Below are 16,370 nucleotides of genomic sequence, written 5' to 3' on the forward strand. Positions count from 1 at the left end.
CGATGCTCCGGCTCTCGGCTGGTTTACGCCCGTAACCCCCGCTGACCGCAAGAGTTGTGTTGCACGTGGAAGAGACCATCGGAGTCACGGAGACCGCGCCCATCCCCCTCCAGCGCAGCGAGCCGCTGCTGGACCATGCCGTGCGGTACGCGGAAGAACGGCACTGGGATGTCTTCGCCGGCACCTGGCTGGAGTCCGCCGACGGGCGGGAGCAGTGCTCGTGCGGGGCGGCCGACTGCCCGGTGCCGGGTGCGCACGCGGCGGGGAAGGACTGGGCCTCGCAGGCCTCGGGCAGTGCCGTGCAGGTGCGGCGGCTCTGGGGCAGGAACCCGAAGGCCTCCATCCTGCTGCCGACGGGCCGGACCTTCGACGCCCTCGACGTGCCGGACGCGGCCGGGTTCCTGGCGCTGGCCCGGCTCCAGCGCATGCAGCGCACCCTGGGCCCGGTGATCGCCACCCCGGCCGGCCGGATGCTGTTCTTCGTCCTGCCCGGCGCCGGCGCGAAGGTCCCCGACCTGCTGCGCAAGCTCGGCTGGCAGCCGCCGCAACTCGACCTGGCCGCCCGGGGCGAGGGCGAGTACGTGGCCGCGCCGCCGACCCGTATCGGCGGGCGCGGCGCGGTGCAGTGGGCGCAGGCGCCGACGGCCGCGAACCGGTGGCTGCCGGACGTGGAGGAGCTGATCGACGCACTGGCGTACGCGTGCGGTCGCGAGGCGGCGGCGGAGCGGGCGCGGCGGGGCGCCTGAGGGATCCGATGGGACATTTCCACCGGGAACTCATGACATAAGTAACTGCTCCGCCCTCTGCCCCTCCTCCTATCGTGAGGAAAGCAAGACCACGGGGAACAGAACGAGAGGCAGGCGCATGCCGGACCAGGGCGTTGCGACGGGCGGGGCGGATGGAACGGGTGGCGGTGCGCGATCCGCGCCGCCGGCCGCGGCCGCCGTGCGGGTAGAGGGTTTGTGGAAGCGGTTCGGCGAGCAGGTGGCCGTCGCGGGGATCGATCTCGAGCTGCCCGCCGGACAGTTCATCGGACTGGTCGGCCCGAACGGCGCCGGCAAGACGACGACGCTCTCGATGGTGACGGGACTGCTCCGCCCCGACATGGGGCGGGTGCTGGTCGCCGGGCACGACGTGTGGGCGGACCCGGTCGAGGTCAAGTCCCGCATCGGCGTCCTGCCGGAAGGACTGCGGCTCTTCGAACGCCTCTCCGGGCGCGAACTGCTCGGCTACATGGGCCGGCTGCGGGGGCTGCCGGGCAAGGAGACGGACAGCCGCGCCACTCAGCTGCTGGAGATCCTGGACCTGGCCGGTTCGCAGAACAAGCTGATCGTCGACTACTCGACGGGCATGCGGAAGAAGATCGGCCTGGCCGCGGCGCTGCTGCACAACCCCGAAGTCCTCTTCCTCGACGAGCCGTTCGAGGGGGTGGACCCGGTGTCCGCGCAGACCATCCGCGGAGTGCTGGAACGTTACACCTCCTCCGGAGCCACGGTCGTCTTCTCCTCCCACGTCATGGAGCTCGTCGAGTCCCTGTGCGACTGGGTGGCCGTCATGGCCGCCGGCCGGATCAGGGCCGCGGGCCCGCTGGCCTCCGTACGGGGCGACGCGCCCTCGCTGCAGGCCGCGTTCCTCGAACTGGTCGGGGCGCAGGGCCGGACCACGGGCGAGTCCCTGGACTGGCTCGGCGGCGGCAACGGCAGCGGCGGCAACGGGGCGAACAGCGGGGCCGGCAACGGGACGGGCCACGGGGCGGGCCTGCGATGAGCACCGCCACGGCCACACCCTCCACCCCCTCGGGCACCGCCACCGTCCCCCTCACGCCGATCTTCGTCCGGCTCAAGCTCTCGCTCCTGAAGAACGGCCTCAAGGGCTCCTCCAAGCGCAAGGCCGCCTACTTCGGCGCCCTCGCCTTCGCCCTCGTCGCCGCGTTCTTCGTCACGCTCAGCCTCGCCCTGCTGCGCGGCAACGAGCACGCGAGCGCCGTGGTCGTCCTGCTGGCGGCGGTCCTCGCCCTCGGCTGGACCTTCATGCCGCTCTTCTTCCCGACCGGCGACGAGACGCTCGACCCGAGCCGGCTGGTCATGCTCCCGCTGCACCCGCGTCCGCTCGTACGGGCCCTGCTGGTCTCCTCCCTCGTCGGGATCGGACCGCTGTTCACCCTGTGCCTGGCCATCGGCTCGGCCATCGCCCTCGCGCACGGCGCCGCGGGCGCGGTGGCCGCCGTACTGGCGGTGCCGCTCCTGCTGCTCGGCTGCGTCGCACTCGCCCGGGCGGTGGCCACCGCCAACGTACGGCTCCTGACCAGCCGCAAGGGGCGCGACCTCGCCCTGCTCAGCGGCCTGCTGATCGCGGTCGGCGCGCAGGTGGCCAACTTCGCCGGCCAGCGGCTGTTCCAGAGCGGCGGCCTGGAAAAGCTCCAGCCCGCCGAGGAGATCGTCCGCTGGCTGCCGCCCGCGTCGGCCATCGGCATGGTGGACTCCGCGAGCGAGGGCTCGTACGGGATGGCGGCGGGCCAACTCCTGGTCACCCTCGCGGCCCTGGCCCTGCTGCTGTGGTTCTGGGAGCGCAGCCTGACCAAGCTCATGGTCACCCCGGACGGTTCGACGATCGCGGCGGCCAAGCAGAAGAAGGAACGGGGCGCGGGCGCCGGCGGCGGCCTGTGGTCCCTGCTCCCCGACGACCGTACGGGCGCCACCATGCAGCGCTCGCTGCGCTACATCGTCCGCGATCCGAAGACCAAGGCGGCCTGGGTGTCGGCCCTGGCCATCGGCCTGATCATCCCCGTCGCCAACGCCCTCCAGGGCCAGGGCTCGGTGTACCTGGCCTGCTTCGGCTCGGGCATGATCGGCGTCCAGATGTACAACCAGTTCGGGCAGGACACCTCGGCGTTCTGGATGGTCGCGCAGACCATTTCGGGCCCGCGCGACGCGTACCTGGAGCTGCGCGCCCGCGCCCTGGCCCTCTCGCTCATCACCGTGCCCTACACGGCCGTGGTCACGGTGGTGACGGCCGCCCTGGTGGGCGACTGGCCGGGCCTGCCCCCCGGCCTGGGCCTGGCGCTGGCCCTGCTGGGCTCGATGCTCTGCACGGGATCCCTGGCCTCGGCCCGCTTCCCGTACTCGATCCCGACCGACGGCGCCTTCAAGAACGTCGCCCCGGGCCAGGGCGCCCTGGCGTGGATGGGCATCTTCGGCGGCCTGTTCGCCTCGGCGCTGATCTGCTCCCCGGTGATCGTCCTGACCGTCGTCATGCACGGCTCCGCCGCGGCCTGGATCCTGCTCCCGGTGGGCGCGGCCTGGGGGACGCTGGCCGCCTGGGCGGGCCTGCGGCTCGCGGCCCCGACGGTGGCGCGCAAGCTCCCGGAGATCCTGATGGCGGTCAGCAAGGGCTGAACCCGCACGCCGACGGCCTCCGCTCCCGGTGGGAGTGGAGGCCGTCGGCGTTATCGGATCGGAGTCACCGGATCAGGAAGGTCAGAGGCTGCCGGTGATGCTGGCCGCGTAGTGGTTGCCGGTGACGCCGTTGAGGTTGATGGCACCGGCCCCGGTCCAGGTGGCGTTGACCCGGCGGATGGTGTGCAGGATCCGGTTGTCCGTGGTCACGAAGGTGGCCTGGAGCTCACCGTTGACGGCCGCCGCGCTCACACCGGTCGAGGTGAAGCTGCCCAGGACACTGGTCAGGTCGGTGAGCGGCATCCAGGTGCCGTTGGCCAGGCGGGCGCCGTGGAACTGCTTGGCACCGCCGTTCGAGGTCACGATGATCTGCATGTCCGAACCGGTACCGGCCACCGCTACATCGGTGGCCGTACCCGCATCGCCGGCCGCCGTGTAGACGTCGCCCCACGGAGTCCACGTACCGCCCGAGCTGCGGACCGAGTGGTAGACCCGGCCCCCGGCCACCACGGCGACCTGGAGCTGACCGTTGACCCAGGCCTCGGCAGCACTGGTCACCGGAGCGGGCAGGGCGCCCGCCTCGCCGGAGACGTCCGCGAACGCGGTCCACGTGCCGTCGGCGTGACGCACCGAGTGGTTCAGCTTCCCATCGGCCACCGCCAGGACACTCACCTCCGTACCCGTCGACACCGCCGACACCTTCGTCACCGAACTCAGCGCCCCGGCCGCCGCATTGACGTCCCCGAACGCGCCCCACGTGCCATTGGCCCGACGGATGGTGTGGAAGATGTGCCCGTTGCCGCCGACCGCGACCACATGGGTGTCGCCGTTGACACCGGCGTCCGCGATCGAACCGACGTTACCGATGTCACCGGCCTGACTCGCGATGTTCCCGAAGCCCGACCAGGTGCCGTCCGCATTGCGCAGACCGTGGAAGATCGCACCGCCACCGTTGACCACCACCTGCGACTTCCACGCCGGAGCCGCGGCGTCGTCGACGATGTTGTCGTAGCGCAGGGCGTCGTAGTAGCCGGTCGGCCAGCCCTCCAGGGACGAGTTGTTGATGTTCGCCGAGGTCGGGCCGTGCGTCGGGTTGTGGCTGTTGCTCTCGGCGTAGTAGGTGAAGGCACCCGTGGACTGGTTGGTCCAGCCCGCGAAGAGGAAGGTGTGCGCGTCGGTGTAGTCCATCGCGTCGCCCGGCTTGAGCTGCGAGAAGCTGATCTTGGTGGACACGTTCGGCAGGGTCCACGTGGTCAGGCTGGAGCTCAGGTGCCAGGCCATGGACACGTATCCGGAGCAGTCTTCCCGGTAAGTGCCGTTGGAGTCCGTGTGGTTGGCGCTCTGGTTGTACGGGACCCCCTGGTCGACCCAGCTCTGGGCGCGGGCTATGACCTCGCTGCGGGTGATCGTGCCGCCCACGGAGGAGGCGGCCTGGGCCGGAGCGGCGAGCGTCACGGCGGCGCCGGCGGCGGCGAGGACGGTCAGGGACGCGAGGGAGGCCAGAGTGCGCTTGGTACGGGACATGGTGGTGTCTCCTTGAGGGGGGGCGATGCGTGGAAGTCGGTGCGCTGGACGGAGCTACGGGGCTCAGCGAGTGAGGGCGAGGCTTCCGGCGAGCGTGGTCAGGAGTTCGGCGTCGGAGGCAGGGGTGGCGGAGTTGCCCTGCCCGGCCGAGGCCAGGTCGCTGTACTGGAGGACCGTGAGGACGTTGCCGTTCCCGGCCAGGTAGACGTGGTGGGTCTGGGCACCCGGGGCGGACATGCCCGGCACGGCGGTCCACTGGTACTGCCAGGCACCGGCCACCGGGCTGGTCGCGGTACGGGCGGACGTGGCGTCGGCGGTGCGGCCCTGCTTGGTCTGCGCGTCGCGCAGGGCGTTCTGGCAGCCGTCGAGCTGGGTGTTCAGTGCCTGCCGGGCCCGGTCGGCGTCGGCCGGGGTGGCGAAGGTGAAGGTGTCCTGGATGGCGGGGGTCTTCGCGGCGCTCGCCCAGCCCTGCTGCTGCCATCCGGTCGCGCCCTCGACGGCGGCACATTCGTTGAGGCTGCTGGAGGGGGCGACATCACGGCTCTTCGGAGAACCGATCGGCTTCCACCCCGCCTTGGCCTGGTTGGGCAGCTCCTGGACGGCCAGCGGGGCGGGCGCCTTGCCGGCCGCCGGTCCGGCCGGCTTCGACCCGGCCGCCTTCGGCGCGACCGGGGCCGAGGACCCCGGTCCCGCGGCGCCCGGAGCCACACCGGCGGCCGGGGCACCCGCCCCGTCAGCGGGCTTCGTGGTCGCTGACGGCGAACCCGCGGCCGGGGAGGCCACGGCCGGAGCGGCGGCGCTCGGGGCGGCCGGCAGATCGTCGGCGGCGAACGCGCTGGTGAACTCCGCTGTGGCCAGGGCCGCCGCGGCGATCACGGGGACGGCGGCGATCAACAGGATCCGGCGGCGGGGCGTGGGCACGGCAGGGCCGTCCTTTCGGGGTGATCGGGGTGATGCGGGCACGGCGGTGCCCTGTGGTCAGCGGAGTGGAGTGGCGTGGCCTGGAGGTCAGAGGCTGCCGGTGATGCTGGCCGCGTAGTGGTTGCCGGTGACGCCGTTGAGGTTGATGGCACCGGCACCGGTCCAGGTGGCGTTGACCCGGCGGATGGTGTGCAGGATCCGGTTGTCCGTGGTCACGAAGGTGGCCTGGAGCTCACCGTTGACGGCCGCCGCGCTCACACCGGTCGAGGTGAAGCTGCCCAGGACACTGGTCAGGTCGGTGAGCGGCATCCAGGTGCCGTTGGCCAGGCGGGCGCCGTGGAACTGCTTGGCACCGCCGTTCGAGGTCACGATGATCTGCATGTCCGAACCGGTACCGGCCACCGCCACATCGGTGGCAGTGCCCGCATCGCCGGCCGCCGTGTAGACGTCGCCCCACGGAGTCCACGTACCGCCCGAGCTGCGGACCGAGTGGTAGACCCGACCCCCGGCCACCACGGCGACCTGGAGCTGACCGTTGACCCAGGCCTCGGCAGCACTGGTCACCGGAGCGGGCAGGGCGCCCGCCTCGCCGGAGACGTCCGCGAACGCGGTCCACGTGCCGTCGGCGTGACGCACCGAGTGGTTCAGCTTCCCATCGGCCACCGCCAGGACACTCACCTCCGTACCCGTCGACACCGCCGACACCTTGGAGACGCCTGCGAGGCTTCCGGCGGCGGCGTTGACATCACCGAACGCGCCCCAAGTCCCGTTCGCCAGGCGGATGGTGTGGTAGATGTGCCCGTTGCCGCCGACCGCGACCACATGGGTGTCACCGTTGACACCGGCGTCCGCGATCGAACCGACCGTCCCGATGTCACCGGCCTGGCCCGCGATGTTCCCGAAGGCCGACCAGGTGCCGTCCGCATTGCGCAGACCGTGGAAGATCGCACCACCGCCGTTCACCACCACCTGCGACTTCCAGGAGGGGGACGGGGCCGGGGTGGAGGGGTACGGGTCCGCGTGGTCGGCGCCCAGACCGGCGGCCGGGCCACAGGTCGGCCAGGCGCCCTGGCCCTGCCCCGCGAGGATCTTCTCGCCGGTCAGGATCTGCTGCTGCTTGCTCGCCTGGTCGGGGCGGGCCGTGTACTGCGTGCCGCCGTAGGCCTTCCAGGTCGACATCGAGATCTGGAGGCCGCCGTAGTAGCCGTTCCCGGTGTTGATCGACCAGTTCCCACTGGCCTCGCACTGGGCCACCTTGTCCCAGGTCGATATGGAGGCCGCGGAGGCGGTGTTGACCGACAGGAGCGGGGCGGCCAGGGCGACCAGGGCGGTGGCGGTGATGGCGGCGGACTTCTTGCGGGCGGCGAAGCGCATGTGAGGGTTCCTCGGAGGCTCAGGGCGCAGGCATGGACGGGTGCGGCTGCGGGGCGAGGGCGAAGGCGGTTCGGGGGCGCGTCGAGGCGGTGGGACGGCTGCCCTGCAGGAGCAGCTGTCGGGCCGGCCGATGCGGCGCGCGGGGTGGAACTCGGTGGTGCGGCGGCTCGGTTGAGCGGTGGAGCGGTGGCTCGATGCGAGCGGGCTCCGGCGGTAGGTCAGCCAGGCCGTGGTGCGGGTGGTGCGGCTGGTGCGGGTCGTACGGGTCCTGCTGAAGTTCGTGGGCCGCGGCAGGGTGGCGCTGTGGGCGCTGCTCCCCCGGCGGCGGGGCCGGCTACTCCCAGGCGGTGGTGTTCTTGCCGACCGGGGCGGTCTCCCAGGCGGTGGTGGCGGTGACCCGGGTGTCGGAGCTGCCGGTGGTGTGGGCGGCGACGGCCGGGGCGACTGCGGCGACGGTGAAGGCGAAGGAAGCGACCGCGGCGGCCTTGACGAGGCGAGTGCGAAGCATGGGAGTGGTCCTTTTCCGGAGCTGGGAGCTGGGAGCTGGGGTTACTGGCCCTTTCCGGTCTCACGTCCCGCGGTGACGTTTCCTCCGGTGTTGCCTTCGGGGCGGTGTTCCCTTCCGGCGATCACTACTTTCCTCGCAGCTCACGGCCGTTGGAAGGGCTTTCAGGTGGACGGAACCGGACCTGGACCCTTCCGTCCAGGCAGTCCGGAAGTGGCCCCCAGGAGCCGCTCGTAGTACGGGGTCACCAGGGGCATGCCGACGCGCCCGACCGTCCAGCCCCGCAGCGCCGGTACCTCTTCGAAGGCACGGCGGCAGAGCGCCTCCGTACGCCGTTCCGCATCGTCCAGGCTGTCCGCGATCAGGTACACGCCGAGCGTCGGACCGGGCAGCGCGCCCGGATGCGCGGAGACGTGCTCGATGGAACCGAAGGCGCCAGTGGCAGCATCCGCGTCGGCGAAGGCGCGTACGAGCTCCCCCGCGTGCGCGGGCAGTTGAACCCCTGCCGACGGAGCACGGAGGGCGGCGTGGATGAGATACATGCACTCCACCCTTCCGAACACTTCACATCGGGCAAATAGCCCGAAGGTGGACGGTAGGGGCCTTGGCCGGAAGCGGCCACACGGGAACTCCTTGGCCCCAGACCGGACACCGCGTGCGATGATCAGCCTGCCTTGACCATGGGTGTACACGGGGGGAACCGCTGTGCTCGCAACTCTTGGCCTCGACGCGACTTCAGAGGCCGTTTACCGCACCATGCTCGCGCGCCCGAGAGACGGAGTACGTGCCCTCGCCGACCGTCTCGGCGCGTCCGAGGCGGAGATCCGGCGCAGCTTGGACCTGCTGAGCGAACTGGCCCTGCTCCGGCCGTCCTACGAGCAGGCGGGAGAGCTCCGCGCCGTCCCGCCCGAGGTCGGCATGGAGATCCTGATGGCCCGCCAGCAGGCGGAGCTGGCGGCCCAGCAGCTGCGCATCGAGGCATCGCGGGCGGCCGCCGCCCAGCTGATCTCGGAGTTCGCCGACCTGAGCCCGGCCGCCTCCGGCCCGGGCATCGAGCAGCTGGTGGGCCTGGACGAGATCCGGACCCGGATCACCGGCCTGGCGCACGGGGTCCAGAGCGACCTGATGACCTTCACGCCCGGCGGGGGCCAGCGCCCCGAAACCCTGGAAGCCTCGAAGGCGAGCGACCTGGCCCTGCTGGGCCGCGGGGTACGGATGCGGTCGCTGTTCCAGGACAGCGTGCGCAACAGCCAGACCACCGTGGCCTACGCGGCATGGCTGGGCGAGCTCGGCGGCGAGATACGGACCGCTCCCGACCTGCCGACCCGGCTGATGATCTTCGACCGGACCACCGCCGTCATCCCGGTCAGCAGCGACGACAGCGGCGCGGGCGCCGTGGTCCTCACCGGCCAGGGCACGCTGACGGCCCTGTGCGCGCTCTTCGAGAACGTCTGGTCGACCGCACAGCCCCTCGGCGGCACCCCGGAGGACCGGTACGAGGGCGGGCTCAGCCCCCAGGAGACCACCGTGATCCGGCTCCTGGCACAGGGCCTCACGGACGAGGCCATCGCCAAGCGCCTCGCGGTCTCACCCCGCACGGCCCGCCGCCTCGCCAACGGCCTGATGGAACAACTGGGCGCCGCGAGCCGCTTCGAGTTCGGCGTCCGCGCCGTCCAGCGCGGCTGGCTCCCGGGCACGGAGTAACACTGCCGCTCCCGGCAGCGACGAGGGGCCACCACCATCCACCGGGACGGCCATTGCTGCCGCAATGGATGCCCAAAGGGCTAACTCCTCGACCAGCTGCCCCGATCCACATCCGAGCCTGGCCGAATGTGTGCAGTATCGAACTGCAAAATTGCCCAACCATGCCACCCCGTGCAAAGGTACGTTCGATTTGAGCGGACAGGGGGGTTCCGGGGTGGGATTCGACGAGGAGTGGGCTCGGCTGCGGGCGGAGGCAGCCGGACGGGCGGCCTCCGCACCCGCGGTGGTTCCCGTAGCAGAAGCCGATCCGGTCGCGGTGGCACGGGAATTGACACTGGAACGACTGGCGGACTTCCGCGGCCGAGTGGTCCTGGTGCCCTTGGACAACCGGGGTGGCCTATGGACGGCCGAACTCGGAGGTCTGGACTGGATCTGCGCGTTCACGGACGAAGGGACGCTGGCCCGGTTCGCCGAGGCGCGCGGCGAGGCCGGGCGGGAATGGCCGTACCGGCGCGTGGCCGGTGCGCGACTGCTCGACGAGTTGGTGCCCGCGCTGGACTTCCCTTGCGGGGTGGCGCTGGACTCGGCCGGGCCCGACGGTACGGTCTTCCCGCCCGTACGCGGGATCGTGCCGGGTGCGGCCGCGCTCGACCGGGAGGTGGCGGCATGAGCGGGGACGGCGCGGATCTCGACGCCTCGAAGGAGGCCCTGGGGCAGATCGCCCAGGGGATCACACAGGCGCTCGCCGAGCTGAAGGAGCTCGGCGTGGTGGGTACGGCGAGCATGGGCCGCGGTTTCTCCCGGCTCGCGCTCTCGGGGATGGAGACCGGGCACGAAGGCCTCACCTCCACCCTGGGCACCTTCTGCCAGCGCTGGGAATGGGGGGTCCGTTCCCTCGTGCAGCAGGGCAACTCCTTCGCGCACAATGTCGGGCTGTCAGCGGGGGTCCTGTACGAGCAGGACCAGTACATCCAGGGCAGCTTCAAGGTGGTGGCCAACGCCGGGCTGGGCAACCCGTACGCGTCCGAGGCGGAAGTCATCGACAAGGACTGGGGCGAGGTCTTCTCCGACAATCCGTTCACGCAGGTCCGGGACGCGGACTACAGCCAGGAGTCCCACCACCGGGCCTCCGAGAACAGCAAGGAAGCCTGGAAGGGCGCCGTCCGGGATCTGAACAGCTCCGACCTGAGCCTGTCCAACCAGCTCATCGACGCCGCCGGCCTGGGGGACGAGATGGACGGGGCAGTCGACCACCTGGTCGGACCGGCCCCCGAAACACAGCCGGGCGGTGACCGCTGATGCCGGACTGGGGTGAACTGCTCGACAAGGGCGCCAAGACGCTCGACCACGGCGTGAACTCTGCCAAGAAGGCCGTAGGCCACGGCATCGACGCAGCGACCGGGGCAGTCGGGGCGGAGCTCGACCACCTCGGCGCGCACGACTGGGCCGACAAGGTCGAGGACTTGGGCGACGACATCGCCTCCGGCCTCGGGGTGTCGATACGCGAGAAGCAGCTCGGCCAGAGCGAGCGGGCCGAGGAACTCGTCCACGGCGAGCCGGCCGCGATCCGCGAATCGGCGGCGCACCTCATGGACTTCCGCGCCGCCTTCGACCGGGTCGGCCAAGGCATGAAGGCCCTGAACTCCGACCAGTGGAAGGGCGCCGCGGCCGACGCGTTCCGCGAGAAGTTCGCGATGCACCCGACCGACTGGTTCCACGCCGGCGACGCGTGCGAGGCTGCGGGCAACGCGCTCAACCGGTACGCGGAAACCGTCGTTTGGGCACAGGAACAGGCCCGGGGAGCCATCGAGCTCCACAAGCTGGCGGTGAAGGCCCAAAAGGACGCCGCGGACACCTACACCAAGCAGGCCGAAGCCTTCAACGCGGCCGTACGAGAAGGGACGGCCGACCCCGGCCCACGGCCCGTCCAGTCCACCGTGGGCGTGGCGGAGATCGAGCGGGCCCAGGAGATCCTTGCCGAGACCCGCCGCCAGCGCGACGACGCGGCCACCACGGCCGACCGGGCCATCGCCGCCGCCACCCAACTCGCCCCTGCCGAACCGCCGGCGACGCAGCGGGTGCTGGCCGAGTTCCTCGACCAGGAGGGCGCGACGGTCGTGGAACTCAACCACGTGGTGGGCGGCGCGGCCAAGGGAACCGCGGGCATGCTGAACTTCGTCCGCGGCCTCAACCCGATGGACGTCTACAACCTCACGCATCCGGCGGAGTACGAGCAGAGCGTCAGCACGACGCTGGCGGGCCTCATCTCCACCACCGCCCACCCGGAACGCATCCCGGTCGCCTTCATCGACAGCTTCAAGGACGATCCGAGCGAGGGCTTCGGCCGCTTCCTCCCCGAAGTCATCGGCACCAAGGGCCTCGGCACGGCCCGTACCGGCATAAGGCTCGCCGAGGACGCCGCGGAGAACGCCGCACGCAGGACCGCGGTCCGCGACCTGGAGAGGGCCGAGCCGCACGACAAGGCACGCGCTTGTGAGGGGCGCACATGCAAGGGCGATCCCGTGGACGTGGCGACGGGCCGCATGGTCCTGCCCCAGACCGACCTGGTCCTCCCCGGCTCGCTGCCGCTCGTATTCAGCCGCACCTTCGAGTCCTCGTACCGTACGGGCCGCTGGTTCGGCCCGACCTGGGCATCCACACTCGATCAGCGCCTGGAGATCGACGCGGAAGGCGTCATCCTCGTCCGCGAGGACGGCAGCCTCCTCGCGTACGCGCACCTCGAACCCGGCACACCCGTACTCCCCGCCCTCGGACAGCGCTGGCCGCTCGCCCTCGACCCGGACGGCGGCTATACGGTCACCGACCCGGAGTCCGGCCATGTCCGCCACTTCACGGACGACGGCCTCCTCACCCAGCTCGACGACCGCAACGGTGCCTGGATCACCTTCGACTACGACGAGTCCGGCACGCCGCTCGGCCTGTCCCACAGTGCCGGTTACGAGATCCGCCTCACCGCCTCCGAAGGCCGGATATCGGGGCTGTCCCTCGCCGACGGCACCGAGATCCTGCGCTACGCCTACACGGACGGCCACCTCACCCACGTCACCAACTCCTCCGGGATCCCGCTCCGCTTCGGATACGACGAACTCGGCCGAATCACGTCCTGGACCGACACCAACGGCCGCCACTTCGACTACGTCTACGACGAACGGCACCGCTGCATCGCCCAGTCCGGCACCAACGGCCACCTCAACGTCCGCTTCACCTACGGGGACGGCGTCACCACCCTCACCGACTCCCTCGGGCACACCACCCGCTTCCTGGTCGACGACCGCGCCCAGATCTCCGCGGAGATAGGCCCGACGGGCGCGACGACCCGGTTCACGCACGACGCGTACCACCGTCTCCTGACCCGTACCGACCCGCTCGGCCACACCACCCGCTTCGACTACGACGAACGGGGCCGCCTCACCGCCGTGCTCCGCCCGGACGGCCTGGCATCCCTGGCCGAATACGGCGAGCTGGGTCTGCCGGTCAAGGTGACCCGGCCTGACGGCCTGGTCGTCAGAACGGCGTACGACGCCCACGGCAACTGCACCTCCGTCACGAGCCCGGACGGTTCCACGACCCGTTTCACCTACGATCCCCGCGGCCATCTGGCGACGGCCACGGACGCCCTCGGCCACACGACCACGGTCCGCTGCGATCCGGCCGGTCTGGTCGTGGAGAGCACCGACCCCCTGGGCGCGACGACCCGCTGCACCCGCGACGCCTTCGGCCGCTCGACCGCCGTCACCGACCCCCTCGGGCACACCACTCGCCTCGCCTGGAGCGTCGAAGGCCGTCTCCTCCGCCTGGAGGACCCCGACGGCAGCAGCCAGTCCTGGACGTACGACGGCGAGGGCAACTGCACCAGCCACACCGATGCCCTCGGCGCCACGACCGTGACCGAGTACGGCGACTTCGACCTCCTCACCGCCCGCACCGGCCCGGACGGCGTCCGCTACTCCTTCACCCACGACACCGAGCTACGCCTCACCGGAGTCACCAACCCCCAGGGACTGACCTGGGCCTACGGCTACGACCCGACGGGCCGGCTGGCCTCCGAGACCGACTTCGACGACCGGACGCTCACCTACGCGTACGACGCGGCGGGCCGTCTGGTTTCCCGTACGAACGCCCTCGGCGCGACAACCACGTACGAACACGACGCCCTCGCCCAGCTCCTGCGCAAGGTGACGGCGGACGGCATCACTTCCTACGAGTACGACGCCTCCGGCGAACTGGCGCGGGCCGTCACCCCGGACGGCACCGTGCTGACGCGGGAGCGCGATCCGTACGGACGCCTCCTCTCGGAGACGGTCGACGGCCGCACCACCACCTACGCCCACGACCCCCTGGGCCGCCGGACCGCCCGCACCACCCCCACCGGGGCGCAGTCCCACTGGACGTTCGACGCAGCCGGGCGCCGCACTGAGCTCTCCGCCACGGGCCGCACGATCACCTTCGACCGGGACGCCGCCGGCCGCGAGCTGACCCGCACCATCGCGGGGGCCATCACCCTCACCCAGGCCTACGACCGCCTCGGGCGCCTGACCGACCAACACCTCGTCGGCCAGGACGGCCGCACCCTCCAGCGCCGCGGCTACGGCTACCGGCCCGACGGAGCCCTCGCCAGGATCGACGACGCCCTCGCCGGCCCGCGCGCCTTCACCCTGGACTCGTCCGCCCGAGTCACCGCCGTGGACGCCGCGAACTGGTCGGAGCGCTACGCCTACGACGAGGCCGGCAACCAGACCGGTGCCTCATGGCCCACCCGCCACCCGGGTACGGAGGCCCAAGGCGACCGCACCTACGCAGGCACCCGCATCACCCGTGCGGGCACCGTCCGCTACGAACACGACGCCCTGGGCCGTACCGTCCTGCGCCAGAAGACCCGCCCCTCCCGCAAGCCGGACACCTGGCGCTACGCATGGGACGCGGAAGACCGCATGACGGAGGTGACCACCCCCGACGGCACGCGCTGGCGCTACCGCTACGACGCCCTCTCCCGCCGCACGGCCAAACAACGCCTCACCTCGACCGGCGAGGTGGCGGAAGAGACCCTCTTCACCTGGGACGGCACCACGCTCTGCGAGGAATCCACGGGCTCCGTCACCCTCACCTGGACCCATGACGGCCTCCACCCCCTCACCCAGACCGAACGCATCCTGGGCACCACCGACGAGCGCTTCTTCGCCATCGTCACGGACCTCATCGGTACTCCGAAGGAACTGATCGACGAGTCCGGCGACATCGCCTGGCGCGCCCGCTCCACCCTCTGGGGCTCCACCACCTGGACCCGCGAGGCCACCGCCTACACCCCGCTCCGCTTCCCGGGCCAGTACTTTGACCCCGAGTCCGGCCTCCACCACAACTACTTCCGCACCTACGACCCCGAAACCGCCCGCTACCTCAGCCCCGACCCCCTCGGCCTCACCCCGGCCCCCAACCCGGCGACGTACGTCCACAACCCGCACACGTGGTCGGACCCCTTGGGGCTGGCAGCCTGCACGGAGTTCAAACCGGGAGCAACCCTGGGGGACGTCAACAAGATTCACGGATGGGTACCAAAGTCCATCCCCAAGGAGTCCTTGGAAGTCCTTGAGGACATGGAGAAGTACAATTTCGGATGGGGAGGTGGACCAGGGTTCCACGGCCCCAAGTGGTGGACCGAGCCATTTGAAAACAGCGGCAAGAATGACGGCCATAAACTTCCCACCCACGAACCCTCAGGAAATCCGATCACCTATCAAGAATATGGCACCTACCCATCACCAAATAACCCCGAACCCGGCGGCGAGCGCTGGGTGTTCGGCAGCGACGGGTCCGCCTACTACACCCCGACTCACTATCAGACGTACATTGTCGGCAGAAGTCCCGGATGGGCGAAGTGATGACGGAAGAGACAGCAGCGATCCAGCTCTCCCCGTGGATGCGCGTCATCACGGCAGAACGTGGCGACGTACCTCTCAATGAACTCCTGCCCGCGTCGGGCAACGTTTACGTCGCACGCCTAGACGGCCAAGAGATGCCCGACGAGATGTCGACCTTTCAGCAATTCTACGAATTGCTGAAGTTTCCTGAATATTTCGGATGGAACTGGGACGCTTTCCATGATTGCCTCCGCGACCTCCAATGGCTTTCATCCGATTACCATATCTTGATCATCGAATCCGCCGAGAGCGTCCTTTCAGAGGACGACGATGCCCGCGGGAAGTTTTTCGGATCACTATGGCGCGCTGGCCAGCGATGGTCTTACACCAAGCGACCCGAGGGTGTGACACTCAGCAAGCTCTCCGTTGTCCTGTCATGCGGAAAGGAATCCGCATCCAGCCTCGCAAGACGGATCGGAGAGCTTCTGGACCAACCCAGCCCTTAGCCAATAAGCGCCTTTACGGATGAAGAAGGTCGCCAGAGTGGCCGGTCGGTCCGGACCGGCCTCACCGAAAAGCGGTTCTCCGGGATCATCGAGAAAGCGTGGCTGCGGTAACCCGTGAATGATGGGAATCCGATGGACTCCAGCTCCGAAGAGCCGCGCGATCAGTGGCATAGCGCCCGGAGAGTGAGTCGACGACCAATGTGGAAGACCGCCCGGGAGGTCCCGCCCGACTCCGGCACCGGTCGGCAGTTGAGCCTCATGCGGGCACTGCCTAGCGGGGCTGTCCGGCCAGAGACGTTCGCCAAGTTGTGGCTTGCTCCCGAAGGAGAGCGCTTAAAGAGAAGGAACGCATCGGGGAGCAACTTTCTCGCTGCCTTGATCAAGCCTTCTACGTATTGGACGAATATCCGATCGATCCGACCCTTCGGGAAGATGGAGATATCGCGGACGCAGAACTTCTCGAGACCGTAAATGAGATGCTCGATCGGATCGATCAGATGAAGATCTAACGGCAGGAGCGGGAGAACGGCAATGGCGGGCGATGCGGTTCTGCCCACACAGGGCT

The 16,370-nt window shown here is 70.2% G+C and carries 14 protein-coding genes; 9 read left to right on the plus strand and 5 right to left on the minus strand.

The features are described from left to right. Window positions 1-56 precede the first annotated feature (56 nt). The 3 genes from OG490_RS16435 to OG490_RS16445 all read left to right on the plus strand — a co-directional run bounded on the left by OG490_RS16435 (window position 57) and on the right by OG490_RS16445 (window position 3,395). The gene (locus OG490_RS16435) at window positions 57-746 is read left to right on the plus strand and encodes a bifunctional DNA primase/polymerase (RefSeq protein ID WP_330297049.1); all 690 of its coding nucleotides are present in this window, start codon (window positions 57-59) and stop codon (window positions 744-746) included. A 118-nt stretch (window positions 747-864) separates the two neighbouring features. Beyond that, window positions 865-1,767 carry an ABC transporter ATP-binding protein gene (locus tag OG490_RS16440; RefSeq protein ID WP_330297050.1) on the plus strand — a complete coding sequence of 301 codons (903 nt, stop codon included), beginning with the start codon at window positions 865-867 and terminating at the stop codon, window positions 1,765-1,767. Continuing rightward, window positions 1,764-3,395, plus strand: coding sequence for a transporter (locus OG490_RS16445; RefSeq protein WP_330297051.1), 1,632 nt, complete (start codon window positions 1,764-1,766; stop codon window positions 3,393-3,395). Before OG490_RS16440 ends, OG490_RS16445 begins: the two co-directional genes overlap by 4 nt. An 81-nt stretch (window positions 3,396-3,476) precedes the next feature. Here the strand turns inward: OG490_RS16445 and OG490_RS16450 are convergent, their stop codons facing one another. From OG490_RS16450 to OG490_RS16470, 5 genes are all read right to left on the minus strand, one after another. Then, entirely contained in the window at window positions 3,477-4,919 is a 1,443-nt protein-coding gene (locus OG490_RS16450) for a hypothetical protein (protein ID WP_330297052.1), read from the minus strand. A gap of 63 nt (window positions 4,920-4,982) precedes the next feature. Then, complete coding sequence (locus OG490_RS16455) at window positions 4,983-5,840, minus strand: hypothetical protein (protein ID WP_330297053.1); 858 nt, start codon at window positions 5,838-5,840, stop codon at window positions 4,983-4,985. Window positions 5,841-5,927: 87 nt separating this feature from the next. Further along, window positions 5,928-7,214 (minus strand): transglycosylase family protein, encoded by a 1,287-nt coding sequence (locus OG490_RS16460; RefSeq protein ID WP_330297054.1) that lies wholly within the window; start codon window positions 7,212-7,214, stop codon window positions 5,928-5,930. Between the two features lie 334 nt (window positions 7,215-7,548). Further along, entirely contained in the window at window positions 7,549-7,722 is a 174-nt protein-coding gene (locus tag OG490_RS16465) for a hypothetical protein (protein WP_330297055.1), read from the minus strand. A 161-nt stretch (window positions 7,723-7,883) separates the two neighbouring features. Continuing rightward, window positions 7,884-8,261 carry a hypothetical protein gene (locus tag OG490_RS16470; protein WP_330297056.1) on the minus strand — a complete coding sequence of 126 codons (378 nt, stop codon included), beginning with the start codon at window positions 8,259-8,261 and terminating at the stop codon, window positions 7,884-7,886. A 163-nt stretch (window positions 8,262-8,424) separates the two neighbouring features. Between OG490_RS16470 and OG490_RS16475 the strand changes: the two genes are divergently transcribed. From OG490_RS16475 to OG490_RS39195, 6 genes are all read left to right on the plus strand, one after another. Next, window positions 8,425-9,423 carry a helix-turn-helix transcriptional regulator gene (locus tag OG490_RS16475; RefSeq protein ID WP_330297057.1) on the plus strand — a complete coding sequence of 333 codons (999 nt, stop codon included), beginning with the start codon at window positions 8,425-8,427 and terminating at the stop codon, window positions 9,421-9,423. Between the two features lie 190 nt (window positions 9,424-9,613). Beyond that, window positions 9,614-10,093 carry a hypothetical protein gene (locus OG490_RS16480; RefSeq protein ID WP_330297058.1) on the plus strand — a complete coding sequence of 160 codons (480 nt, stop codon included), beginning with the start codon at window positions 9,614-9,616 and terminating at the stop codon, window positions 10,091-10,093. Continuing rightward, window positions 10,090-10,722, plus strand: a complete 633-nt coding sequence (locus OG490_RS16485; protein WP_330297059.1) for a hypothetical protein — start codon at window positions 10,090-10,092, stop codon at window positions 10,720-10,722. Before OG490_RS16480 ends, OG490_RS16485 begins: the two co-directional genes overlap by 4 nt. After that, on the plus strand, window positions 10,722-15,320 hold the full coding sequence (locus OG490_RS16490; protein ID WP_330297060.1) for a putative T7SS-secreted protein: 4,599 nt from the start codon (window positions 10,722-10,724) through the stop codon (window positions 15,318-15,320). Before OG490_RS16485 ends, OG490_RS16490 begins: the two co-directional genes overlap by 1 nt. After that, entirely contained in the window at window positions 15,308-15,805 is a 498-nt protein-coding gene (locus tag OG490_RS16495) for a barstar family protein (protein WP_330297061.1), read from the plus strand. Before OG490_RS16490 ends, OG490_RS16495 begins: the two co-directional genes overlap by 13 nt. A 308-nt stretch (window positions 15,806-16,113) precedes the next feature. Continuing rightward, window positions 16,114-16,314 (plus strand): colicin immunity domain-containing protein, encoded by a 201-nt coding sequence (locus OG490_RS39195; protein WP_443065824.1) that lies wholly within the window; start codon window positions 16,114-16,116, stop codon window positions 16,312-16,314. Window positions 16,315-16,370 lie beyond the last annotated feature (56 nt).

Origin of the sequence: Streptomyces sp. NBC_00503, assembly GCF_036346895.1 — a bacterium.
In the GTDB taxonomy this organism is placed as follows: Bacteria; Actinomycetota; Actinomycetes; order Streptomycetales; family Streptomycetaceae; genus Streptomyces.